This window comes from Chryseobacterium sp. UF-290 (assembly GCF_058245615.1).
In genome coordinates this window covers 315,887-328,879 of sequence record NZ_JBSICB010000001.1, presented here as the reverse complement: position 1 = coordinate 328,879, position 12,993 = coordinate 315,887, and the positions used below count along the sequence as shown (strand labels likewise).

8 protein-coding genes are annotated in these 12,993 nt (G+C 38.2%); 6 read left to right on the top strand and 2 right to left on the bottom strand.

The genetic code is table 11. The annotated features are described in order from the left end of the window. Positions 1-158 precede the first annotated feature (158 nt). From rpsA to AC4IF5_RS01440, 4 genes are all read left to right on the top strand, one after another. Positions 159-1,949, top strand: coding sequence for a 30S ribosomal protein S1 (gene rpsA, locus AC4IF5_RS01455; RefSeq protein ID WP_123274805.1), 1,791 nt, complete (start codon positions 159-161; stop codon positions 1,947-1,949). Positions 1,950-2,346: 397 nt separating this feature from the next. Next, entirely contained in the window at positions 2,347-4,992 is a 2,646-nt protein-coding gene (locus AC4IF5_RS01450) for a T9SS-dependent M36 family metallopeptidase (protein ID WP_490730972.1), read from the top strand. A 127-nt stretch (positions 4,993-5,119) separates the two neighbouring features. Next, the gene (locus AC4IF5_RS01445) at positions 5,120-6,106 is read left to right on the top strand and encodes an EamA family transporter (RefSeq protein WP_490730970.1); all 987 of its coding nucleotides are present in this window, start codon (positions 5,120-5,122) and stop codon (positions 6,104-6,106) included. A gap of 79 nt (positions 6,107-6,185) precedes the next feature. Beyond that, positions 6,186-7,184: an alpha/beta fold hydrolase gene (locus AC4IF5_RS01440; protein WP_490730968.1), complete on the top strand. Its 999-nt coding sequence runs from the start codon at positions 6,186-6,188 to the stop codon at positions 7,182-7,184. Between the two features lie 47 nt (positions 7,185-7,231). Here the strand turns inward: AC4IF5_RS01440 and AC4IF5_RS01435 are convergent, their stop codons facing one another. Continuing rightward, a complete protein-coding gene (locus AC4IF5_RS01435) occupies positions 7,232-8,380 on the bottom strand; it encodes a multidrug effflux MFS transporter (protein WP_490730966.1) in 1,149 nt (382 codons plus the stop codon). Between the two features lie 74 nt (positions 8,381-8,454). Between AC4IF5_RS01435 and AC4IF5_RS01430 the strand changes: the two genes are divergently transcribed. Beyond that, complete coding sequence (locus AC4IF5_RS01430; RefSeq protein WP_490730964.1) at positions 8,455-9,237, top strand: AraC family transcriptional regulator; 783 nt, start codon at positions 8,455-8,457, stop codon at positions 9,235-9,237. Between the two features lie 214 nt (positions 9,238-9,451). On the opposite strand, the gene rplS is transcribed toward AC4IF5_RS01430, so the two are convergent. Continuing rightward, on the bottom strand, positions 9,452-9,808 hold the full coding sequence (gene rplS, locus AC4IF5_RS01425) for a 50S ribosomal protein L19 (protein ID WP_002980648.1): 357 nt from the start codon (positions 9,806-9,808) through the stop codon (positions 9,452-9,454). A 294-nt stretch (positions 9,809-10,102) separates the two neighbouring features. Between rplS and AC4IF5_RS01420 the strand changes: the two genes are divergently transcribed. Continuing rightward, the gene (locus AC4IF5_RS01420; protein WP_490730960.1) at positions 10,103-12,841 is read left to right on the top strand and encodes a fibronectin type III domain-containing protein; all 2,739 of its coding nucleotides are present in this window, start codon (positions 10,103-10,105) and stop codon (positions 12,839-12,841) included. Positions 12,842-12,993: the final 152 nt, after the last annotated feature.

The following is a 12,993-nucleotide window of genomic DNA, read 5'->3' as shown; positions in this document are numbered from 1 at the left end:
AAAAGTATTGTTTGTCTTAAATAAAAATCGTATCTTTGCACCCACTTTTTGTGGTAAAGGTCTGAGAAAGTAAAATATTAAATATTAATGACTTCCGTATTTTTCAATCACATTTGTTAAGACCGTTGGAAGAGAAGGAATACAAATTTTATTAGAATATGTCAAAAGAGACAAATTCAGCAGAATTATTATTAAACCAAAACGTAGCACCTGAACAATTTGACTGGGATTCTTTCGAATCTGGTCTTGATGCTGATGCTAGAAAAGAGAAAAGCGATTTAGAAGAGATCTACAACGGATCATTGAACAACTTAGACGATAACGACGTTTTAGTTGGTAAAGTTGTAAGATTAACTGACAAAGAAGCTATCGTAGACATCAACTTCAAATCTGAAGGTGTTATCTCTCTAAACGAATTCCGTTACAACCAAGGTCTTAAGGTAGGTGATGAAGTAGAAGTAATGGTTGACAAGAGAGAAGACAAAACTGGTCAGTTACAATTATCTCACAGAAAAGCGAGAACGCTTAAAGCTTGGGATAAAGTAAACGAACTTCACGAAACTGGTGAAATCGTTAACGGTTTTGTTAAATCAAGAACTAAAGGAGGTATGATCGTTGACGTTCACGGAATCGAAGCATTCTTACCTGGTTCTCAAATTGACGTTAAGCCAATTAAAGATTACGATCAGTTCGTAGGAAAAACTATGGAGTTCAAAGTTGTGAAAATCAACCCTGAGTTCAAAAACGTAGTAGTATCTCACAAAGCATTGATCGAAGCAGATATCGAAGGTCAGAAAAAAGAAATCATCGCTCAGCTTGAAAAAGGTCAGGTTCTTGAAGGTACTGTTAAGAATATTACTTCTTACGGTGTGTTCATCGACTTAGGTGGTGTAGATGGATTGATCCACATTACAGATCTTTCTTGGTCTAGAGTGAACCACCCGTCTGAAATCCTTGAAGATGGTCAGACTGTAAAAGTGGTTATCCTTGATTTCGATGATGAGAAAACAAGAATCCAATTAGGTATGAAGCAATTAGAGGCTCATCCTTGGGATGCTCTTTCTGCTGACCTGAAAGTAGGTGACAAAGTAAAAGGAAAAGTAGTAGTTCTTGCTGACTATGGTGCATTCGTAGAAATCGCTCCAGGTGTGGAAGGATTGATCCACGTTTCTGAAATGTCTTGGTCTACTCACTTAAGATCTGCGGGTGACTTTGTGAAAGTAGGTGATGAAGTGGAAGCTGAAGTATTAACTTTAGACAGAGAAGAAAGAAAAATTTCTCTTGGTATCAAGCAATTGTCTAAAGATCCATGGGAAAACATCGAAGCTAAGTATCCTGTAGGATCTCAGCATGTAGGAACTGTAAGAAACTTCACTAACTTTGGTGTATTCGTAGAGTTAGAAGAAGGTATCGACGGATTAATCTATATCTCTGATCTTTCTTGGACTAAGAAAATCAAGCACCCATCTGAGTTCTGCGCAGTAGGTGATAAATTGGACGTTGTAGTTCTTGAACTAGATATTCAGGCTAGAAGATTATCTCTGGGTCACAAGCAATTGACTGAAAACCCATGGGATAAATTCGAAACTAAGTATGCTGAAGGAACGATCCACGCTGGTAAAGCTGTAGAAGTTCACGACAAAGGAGCTTCTGTTCAATTCGAAGATGCTGAGGTTGAAGCGTTCTGCCCTTCAAGATTATTAGAGAAAGAAGATGGATCTAAAATCAAGAAAGGTGAAGAAGCTGATTTCAAAGTAATCGAATTCAACAAAGAATTCAAGAGAGTAGTAGTATCTCACACAGGTATCTTCAGAGATGAAGAGAAGAAAAACGTAAAAGAAGCTTCTTCCAGAAACGTATCTTCTTCTTCAAATAATGAAGAAAGATCTACTCTTGGAGACATCGATGCATTAGCAGAGTTGAAAAGAAAAATGGAAGAAGGTAAATAATCCTTAAAGCCATTTATAAATAGGGAGCCGCTCATTTGAGCGGCTTTTTTTGTTTTAAAAATTTAAAAAGATTGAGAGATTAAGAAATTAAGATTTATACAGTATTAGAAAGGAAAGTGAAATGTTACGGATTTTGAATATGAATAATATAATTTTACTCTTGTGGATATTATTTATAAGACACTTTTTAGTGTGTAAAAGTATAATTTAAATTGTATCGACTTTTGTTAAATGTAGCGTGGAAGGCATAAAAAACATAAAAAAGCTCTGGATTGAGAAATGGTAATCATATTTTAATATTTGTAAAAAAATCAATATTGATATATTTTAAATTTAAATTAAAAATATTAACTTTTATTTATGAAATATTTGTAGATTTACGCCTTTAATAATGGATATGAAAAATAGAACTCTACCTCTTTTGTTTGCAGTGTTTTCTGCATTTCCAGCAGTATTATTCGGACAAGATAATGAAAGATTGATAAAGGATTATATTTCTCAAAATAAAATAAGAGAATATAAGAAATCTGATCTTAACAATTTTCTTGTAGACAATGTAGATTATTCAAAATCATTAAATGGTAATGTTGTGAAGTTTGTACAGACCTATAATGGTTTGCCCATACATAGTGCTTCAGGAACAGTGCTTATTAAGGATAATAAGATTGTGTACTATGTAGATAATTTTGTGAAAGATTATTCAGCTTCTACATCAAGCGCTGCAGTAATTAACAAAAGTACCGCTCTTCAAAAAATTGCTGAGGATCTGGCGAAACCGGAGATTGCCGATTTTACTATCGTCGAGCGCTTTGATAAAAGTAAGAATACTGCGTCATCAGCAAGACAAAGGCTTATCTATGCAAACGATGAAAACAAAAACCTCCGATTAGCATACGAATATACTTTAATGGAGCCTAAATCTCCGAATTACTGGAGAATTCTGGTAGATGCTAATAACGGGAAAATTATTGAAAAAGATAATTTGACATTATCATGCAACTTCCGTCATGATGCCTATGCTTCAGAAGCAGATCATGATCATGCTCATGATTTTGTAAATGTATTGATAGGACCAGAAAATAAATCAGGACAGGGTAGCTTTTCTTTACTTGCTCCGGATAATGCTTCATATAACGTATTTCCTTTACCTATTGAAGCGCCGACTATCGGATCCAGATCAATTATTACTAATCCGTGGGTTCTTGCTGCCTCGCCTGAAGGATGGCATTCCGATGGAACAACCCATTATACCACTACCCGTGGGAACAACGTATTTGCCTATGAAGATGTTGCGGGAACGGCTTTGACACCTCCTTCCTACTTACCGGGAACGCCGGCAAATGGAGGAGCAACAAGAAATTTTGATTTTCCCTTCACCATCAATGGAACTCCAGCAAACAACAGAAATGCTTCTATTACTAATTTATTTTATCTGAATAACAGAATCCATGATATTTTCTATCAGTTCGGATTTACTGAATCTGCCAGAAACTTCCAGCAGAATAACTTTGGAAAAGGAGGACTTGATGATGATTCGGTGTATGCAGAAGCACAGGATGGCGGTGGAATGAATAATGCGAATTTCTCCTCACCGGAAGATAATTATAATCCGAGAATGCAGATGTATTTATGGTCTCCGGTTAACCAATTATTCTATTACAATACACCTGCTGCGGCTGTACCACGTAAGCCTATGACAGGTACCGCGCAGTTTGGACCTGCGTTAACGGCAGCCGGAATCACCGGAAATGTACAGTTGTCACCGGACCTTACTACCTGTACAGCATTACCGGCAGGATCTCTGCAAGGAAAAATAGGTCTTATTGAAAGAGGAGGAGGTACCAACTGCGGTTTTGCTGTAAAAGTAAAGCATGCACAGAATGCAGGGGCTATAGGAGTTGTCATCTATAATAACGTAGGAGCTGCTAATTTCCCTGGAGTAATGGCAGGAACAGATTCTACGATCACGATTCCTTCCGTTTCTATTGAAAACTCAGAAGGAGAATACATAAAAGGTTTACTTGCGTCCAATACCACCGTAAACATTACCCTTAAAAATGACCCTGCAACCAGCATCACACCAGATGGAAGCTTTGATAACGGAATTGTAACTCACGAATACGGACATGGTATTTCTAACAGGATGACAGGTACCGGAGTAGGATGTCTGAGTGCAAATGCGAGTAATGAGCAGATGGGAGAAGGCTGGTCTGATTTCTTTGCTTTAATGCTTACCAATAAGCCAGGAGATAACGCATCAGTGTCTAGAGGAATGGGAACTTACGCATCAGGTCAGCAGATCGATGGTGGCGGTATCAGACCTGCAAAATACTCTCCTAATCTTAATATCAATGGCTTCACTTATGGAGATACCAATGGAATGGTATATACCAATTCGAGTGGCGGTTTATCTCTTAATGTTCACTCAATCGGATTCGTTTGGGCAACAATGTTATGGGATCTTCACTGGAAGTATGTTGAGAAATATGGCTATTCTTCGGATGTGTTAGCCAATACAACCAATGGTAGCTCACGAGTGCTGCAGTTAGTTACTGATGCGCTTAAACTCCAGGTTTGTAATCCTACTTTCGTTGACGGAAGAAATGCAATATTGGCAGCAGAAATGGCAACGACTCAGGGACAGGATAAATGTATGATCTGGAGCGTTTTTGCAAGAAGAGGTCTTGGAGTCAATGCTTCGGCTGGACTTAAAAATAATATTTATGATCAGGTAGAAGACTTTACTGTGCCGGCAGAATGTATGCTGGCTACTAATGAAGTGAAATCTGCTAAAGACAATAAGATCTCAATCTATCCAAACCCGGCTAAAGATGAGTTTTATATCAATTTCCCTGGTAATACCCTTGGAAAAGTGAGTGTAGAACTTTATGATATGTCCGGTAAGCTGGTTTCTTCAGAAGATAAAATTTCACCTGATGCTAAAAAGGTAATTTCTACAGGGAATCTGATTAACGGAACCTATATCGTAAAAGTAAAAGGTTTAGGCTTTGAAGCTGCTTCAAAAGTAATTGTTAAAAAATAACTAATTTATATAATCAATTTCAAAATCGCCACAAGCAAAGCTTGTGGCGATTTTATTTATCTATTACTACAACGCTTCCGGCTGTTTTAATTTATATGTTGTAACTTTGCGGGCTGTTAAAAAAATTATGAAGAAGAAAAATATACTAAAAGGTGTTTTATTTGTAGGAATTGGAGCTAGTATATACGGTATGTTGGCCACTTTTGTGAAAATGGCTTATCATGATGGTTTTACAACTTCTGAAGTGACTACCTCACAATTTGTACTGGGTCTGACAGGACTATTGATCCTGAATCTTATCCAAACCATAACCTCAAAGAAGAAATTATCATTACCAAGTTCCAAAGAAGTAAGAATGCTGATGCTGGCAGGAACTTCATTAGGAGGAACAAGTTTATTTTATTATATAGCCGTTCAGTATATTAATGTTTCTATTGCAATCGTATTATTGATGCAATCTGTGTGGTTCAGTGTGGTGATAGAGAGTATTCTGACAAGAAAGTTGCCAAATGCAAGAAAAGTTGTTTCTGTGATCATTGTATTAGCAGGAACTGTTCTGGCCACTAACCTTATCAATATGGAAATAGAGCTGGACTGGCATGGTGTTTTCTGGGGACTGATGGCGGCAGCTTCGTATACGCTGACGATGTTTACATCCAATACCCTGGCGACCCATCTTCCTGTTTTCAGGAAGAGTATTATCATGCTGACGGGAGGTTCTGTAGTGGTTTTTGCATTCTTATTCTTTGCTCAGATCGGGCCGATGTATTTTGATGGACTGAAGTCATTCTATTTGAACTTTACAGAAAATACAGAACATATTCACCCTTTTAATTATTCAATATTCTGGACATATGGAGCCGTTTTGGCTTTGTTTGGAACGATTATTCCGCCGATTTTATTCAATATCGGTTTCCCGAATGCAGGATTGGGGCTTGGAAGCATCGTTTCATCTTTAGAGCTTCCGGTTTCTGTGACCATGGCTTTTGTTCTGTTGGGTGAAAAAGTGTTTTTAATACAATGGGTAGGAATTATTTTAATTCTTTTTGCCATCGTTTTAATGAATCTGCCTTCCAAAAAAGAGAAAGAAGTTTCAATGGCGGAATTATCGTAAAGAATATTTAAATAAAATACAGTTAAAAACCGTTCCTTTGGAGCGGTTTTTTTAATTTTAAAATCTAAAATAAAATTTCATGAAATATTTCAGAAATATAATGATAGCTTTCATATTGGCAGCTGCATCTGGTTCTATGTCTTCACAGGTAAGATCTTTGGATGCAACACTGTCTGATTATCAATATCCTTATGAAGTTCATTTTCTCAGCCTGAAATCTCAGGGAAATGATCTGAAGATGGCTTATATGGATGTAAAGCCGGAAAAGCCGAACGGAAAAACAATACTGCTTTTGCATGGGAAGAATTTTAATGGGGCCTATTGGGAAAGAACCGCGAAAGATCTGTCCGCTAAAGGTTTCAGAGTGATCATTCCCGATCAGATAGGATTTGGGAAATCTTCAAAACCTCATGCTTATCAGTTTTCTTTTTCACAGCTGGCAGAAAATACAAAAGCTGTTCTGGACCAATTAAAAATTGATCAATCTATAGTATTGGGGCACTCAATGGGAGGAATGGTGGCAACGAGATTTGCATTACAGTATCCGGAGACCGTTCAGAAGCTGATTCTTGAAAACCCGATCGGATTGGAGGATTATAAAACCTTTGCCGCTTACCAGACAATTGATCAGGCCTATCAGTCTGAACTTAAAAATACAGCGGAAACCTATAAAAACTATCAGCTGAAATTCTACTATGATAACAAATGGAAAGAAGAATATCAACCCTGGCTTGATCTGATTGCCGGATGGACCCTTCATGCAGATTACCCACAAGTGGCCTGGAATGCAGCACTGACCTCAGATATGATTTACAATCAACCGGTCTGCTATGAATTTAAGAATATAAGGGTCCCGACTTTACTTATCATCGGAACAAGAGACAGAACAGCGATAGGAAAAGACAGGGCCCCAAAAGAACTACAGCCAAAAATGGGGCAATATCAGGAGCTTGGAAAGAAGACACAACGTGAAATTGCAGGTTCAAAACTGGTAGAACTTGAAAATGTAGGGCATTTGCCGCATATAGAAGTTTATTCTAAATTTTTTGATGCCCTGTATGATTTTATTAAAACCTAAAAATTCAGATAAACCTGAAATGATATCACGGAAAAGGCCGTTTAGTTCTAAACGGCCTTTTTCCTTTGTTGGAACATCAGTAAAGAAATAATTCCTATACCTGAAAAAATACAGCAGGAAGCTCCAAGATTCTGAATGAATCCTGTACTCACCAATCCGAACCCTATCAGAATGTAATAAATAAGTCCCAGCAGAGCTCCGGCACTTCCGGTCTCATTCTTATATCTGACCAGCGCTGTGCTTAGAATATTCGGAATAGCAATGCTGAATGCCATGACAATAAAGAAGTAAGGGATTAAAAAATATATTCCCCGGCCGGATAAGATCCAGACAAAAACAGAAGCGATGAATGCTGTTAATGTACCTGTCTTAACTAAAATTTCAGGTTGTATGTTTCTCAGTAACAGGTATCTGTTGAGCTTTGCTCCGGCAAAAGTTCCGGCAGCCAGTATAATGCTGCTGTATCCGAAAGCATAGGTTGAATAATGATGTTCTTTGAATATGAACGGAGCCAGTGAATAGTAAGAAAACAGCAGAACATTGAAGCTCATGATCAGCAGACAGCATCTGATAATGTCATCATCTCCCAGCATCCGTTTTAATAAATTCCCAAGTGTATTAAGATTTATTTCCTTTTTCTGATGATGAGTTTCCGACACTCTTTTTCCGGAAAGAATATAAAACAAAACAGCCAGAAGGCACAATGTAATGAAAACACCCTGATACCCGGTAGCAGACGCCAGTATGGAGCCTGTGGTCATTCCGATAACAGGACTGATAGACAGGCCGATTCCGACCCATGAAAATGCTTTGCTGATGCTGTCCTTATCATAAATATCACGCAGAATAGTTTGAGTGACAATGGAACCTACAGAAATACCAAAAGCTGAAATAACCCTTGCAGCAAGCAGGATCATGAAATTGGGCGCAAAAACAGCAATCAGCGTTCCGGCTCCATAAGTAATAAGTCCGTATTCTAAAGCTTTTTTTCTTCCGATTCTGTCACATTGTATACCCCAAAATGCTACTCCCAGGGCAAATGCTATAAAGTACAGGCTTATCGTCAGGGTAGCAGATTCTTCTTTTATTCCAAACTGCTTCTGAACCATTGGTAAAACAGGGCTGTAAATAGTTTCTACGAACTGTGGAAGCATGACCAGCAGCGTCAGCAGCCAGATCGGATTTGTCTTTTTCATTTTTTGTGCAAAGTTTCGAAAAATTCAATGTATATTTATAATGATATAAAAACAAAAAATATCAAAAATAGGACATGGCTATATTGCAGCAGCACGAAGAATTTGATGCAGATTCCATTCATGAAAAAGTAATTGGAATTGCTTCCGATATGGTGATGCATGACTCGGGTTTTCATTCGCATAGAAAGAAAGCTCAGCTATTGTATGCGCCATCGGGATGTATGACGGTTACTACTTCTGACAGGCAGTTTGTGCTGCCTCCGTTTAGAATGCTTTGGATTCCGGCCGGTGAATTACACCGTGTCAACTTCCGGAATATCGTAGCATACAGATCTATTTATTTTGAAGAGGATCATATAAGGAAGTATATGGATTCCGGTCTTAAAGTTTTGCATGTAAGTCCCTTATTAAAAGAAATTATTGAAAGGATCTGCTTTTGGGAATGGACATCTTTCAATGAAGGACAGGAAAATATTGTAAAGGTTCTCTGGGACGAAATAAATGAGGCTCCTGAAGAAAAGCTTGAGCTCAAAATGCCACAGGACAGGCGTTTTAAGAAAAAGATCGAAGACTGGACAAAACGGAACTCTATGCCGCCTATGCTAAAAGATCTGGCAGTAGAAACCGGAGCGGTTGAAAAAACGATTACCCGTATTTTCAAAAAGGAAACCGGTCTGTCTTATCAGGAATGGAGACAGCAATGGCGTCTTCAGAGATCGATTGAGCTTTTGGTGGAAGGAAATTCAATAGGAGAGGTGTCTCATATCCTGGATTTTTCATCAGACAGTGCTTTTGTTGAGTTTTTTAAAAAACATACCGGGTCTACACCATTGCAGTATCTGATCAGGTCATATTGAATAATAATAGTGTTCATTACATACGATCATTCTCAAAGTTGGGAAGTAAGCTGAAGTCTGATTCATAAAGATGAATTCAATTGCGTTGGTTTTCTTAGCGAACACATAGACATAAAGCTTCTTCGGCGAAAAATTCGCTATTCATTCATTGATGAAAAAAAAGAAGCTGCCTACCCATGGTAAACAGCCTCTTTTGTATTTATTGTTGTCTGAATTATTTCTTCTTGTAAGCAGCGTCTTTGATTCTCGCTTTTTTACCTCTAAGATCTCTGAAGTAATAGATTCTTGCTCTTCTAACTCTACCTCTTCTGTCAACTTCGATTTTTTGAAGCGCAGGCATGTTGATAGGGAATACTCTTTCTACCCCTACATCACCACTCATTTTTCTGATAGTGAAAGTTTTTGTAGAACCAGTACCTCTCAATTGGATAACTGTTCCTTTGAAGAACTGAGTTCTTGTCTTTTGTCCTTCTTTAATTTCGTAATACACAGTAATGGTATCACCTGCTTTGAATTCAGGGAATTCTTTTTTCGCAATGTACTTGTCTTGTACGTACTTTAATAAATCCATTATTAATAAAATAAAATGTTAAAGCTAAGCAACTTACACGTTTATCGTCAGAGGTTGAATAACAGGTTGCAAATGTACAAAATAGTTTTTGAATATACCAAATAATTAATGTGCTAAAAACTATAATTTTTTCATTCCGGTTTTGCTAAAAAATTAACAGTTTCTTTAAGATTCCATCAGCCAGAGTTTATATGGGAAACATACTTTTGCCCGAAATATAAAACCGTATAATGGTTTTTTTAATTGCTGATTTACAAATTGAAACTCTATATGTTATTTTAAAACTAAGCTATTATGAAACATTATTTCTTCTTTTTTTGTTTCGCAGTCCAGATGGCTTTCGGGCAGGTTTTGTTTCCCTATTTACAAAACCCGACTCCGAATTCCATGATCGTCAACTGGAAGACTGCTTCTAATAACGAAACGACCGTGATCTACGGGGATTCTCCAACGAATCTGAATGTGACTGTAACGGGTACCACCAATATCTTTTCAGATACGGGATACAATAATAATTACTATTATCACACAGCAAAAATCACCAACTTACAGCCTAATACCAAATATTACTATAAGATCAAGACCGGAACGAATGAGTCTGCTGTTTACAACTTCAGAACGCTTCCGTTACCCGGGCAGGCCGTAACTGCCAATGGAAAGATCAGGTTTCTGATCATGGGGGATAACCAGATCAAAGCTGAGCCAAGGTATGACACCCTTACTTTAAACGCTTTCAAAAAATTAAAGCAAAAGTTCGGGGCAGATTCAGATCCATCGGACAATATTGCCCTTACCTTCATGGTAGGAGACCAGGTAGATGTAGGAACGCTGGATCATTATGAAAATGTACATTTTAAGAAGAATATTAAATTATCACCTTATCTGCCTATCCAGACTACAGTTGGAAACCATGAGACCTACGGAAGCCTGGGGATGAATTCTTATTATGCCCATTTTTACATCGATGAAATTAAATACAAAGGGATCAGTTCCGGAAATGAGAATTATTATGCTCAGCAGGCCGGTAATGTATTGTTTATAAGTCTAAGTTCTGAGCACACAGGGTCAGCACAGCAGATGTGGCTTCAGCAGATCCTAAATGAAGCCAACAACGATTCTACAGTAGACTGGATTATCTCTTTAAGCCACAGACCTTATCAGGCAGAGCAGTATGTGGGGGACATTTCTACATGGGTGAGGGATAATGCCGTACCGCTTTTGGTAACTTCCGATAAATACCTAATGCATGTAGGGGCGCACCATCACCTTTACCATAGAGGACAGCTGAAAAATACACCGACTTACCAGATTATTTCAGGAGGAACAGCCTGGGACCAGTATTGGGGAATGTCTAATGAAAAAGATTTTGATGATGTTCAGAAAACACTGACAGACTGGACCTATCAGATTGTGGAGGTAGATGTACCGACCGGGAAAGTGGATATCGAATGTTACTCTATCGGAGGAGTGTACAATAAGAAAGATAATGTACTGGTAGATTCCTTTCACAGGTATAAAAATCAGCCTAAACCGGCAAAGCCCTCCATTGCCAATACGTTCTCAGGGCCTGTTACATTACCTTTGACACTGGATGGAAGCGCATTTTCCTCTTCAAACGGAGAGCTTTTGAATACGACACAGTTTCTGATCAGTAAAACATCTAATTTTTCTGTGATTGAAAAAGAATTTTACCGTGATTTTGAAAACTGGTTCGGAAAAGAAGGAAACGGAACTCCTGATAAGACCAAAAATCTAAATGAAGGAGTAGACATTACCAAGGCAACTTTAGCTGCAAACTCTATTCCCAACGGGGTCTATTATGTAAAAACCCGTTACAGGGACAGGAACCTGGAGTGGAGCGACTGGAGTGAGGTAAAGCAATTTGAGATCATCGGAAGTGTGGTTTCAAACCCTACTTTCACTTTAGATAAAACAGAATATACTCAAAATGAGCCGATAACCGCTACTTTCACAGGAGGTCCCGGAAACCAGCAGGATTGGGTAGGAATTTATAAGATAGGACAGATACCAACGGCTACAACATCTCAGGGATATATTTATACGAACGGGCAGACAGCAGGAACGGTTACCTTTAACAACGGCTTACCCAATAAAGGACAATATTTCGCAGGATTTTTTGCTAATGGAGGGTATACGGAAATTACTCCGAGAAAAAACTTCTATGTAGGACCAATAGTACAGCTTCAAACAACAGCAGATACCTATCCTGTAGGAGGAACCGTTACGATCAATTTTTCCAACGGACCTAATTTACAGAAAGACTGGATCGGAATCTATAAAATGGGACAGACTCCCGGTACAACAGCTTCTATTAAATGGAGCTATGTGACAGCTGCATCAGGAACGCTTAATTTTACCGGGCTTCCGAAAGGATATTATTATGCCCAGTATTTACTGGAAGACGGATATAACGGAATCGGGGAAAAAGTATTCTTTAAAGTAGGGGATATCGTTACCGATCTGTGGATCAACAAGCCGGTATATACATTAGGAGAAAGTATTACCGCTTCATGGACGGATTCCCCGGGAATCATCAAAGACTGGCTGGGAATTTATCCGCAAAACATTCAGATTCCGGATGACAACTTTGTTTCCTATACTTATTTTGATGGGGTAACGCAGGGGATCAAAACCATTCAGGGAACCGCACTGCCTGTCACCCCGGGAAATTATTATATGGTAATGTTTACCAATGATTCCTATACTGAGGTTTCAAACAGAGTACAGTTCCAGGTGACGTCACCCACCCTGGGAACAGAGGAAACGAGAAGCACCGAGAAAAATGTGGTATTATATCCGAATCCTACCAAACCGGGAGAGCCAACTTTCATTAAGAGTGATTATCCGATCGAGAAGATCGAACTGGTATCTGCATCAGGCGAATTGCTTTATGTATCAAAAAATATCAATAACCAGCGTTTCTCTTTGGTGAATGAAAACCTTCCGAAAGGAGTCTACTTTGTAAAAGTACACAGCAGAAAATTATTTACTTTAAAGCTGATCATCCAGTAAAAAGTAAATATTAATGATAAAAACAAACAGGCTGTCAGTAATGACGGCCTGTTTTATTGTTTCTCATTTATTATTCTTCTGAAAGCATACGGATGAAAAAATCTGCGTTATCCGCAAAATCTGCGAGAGAAAATATATTTTAATATTCTCGC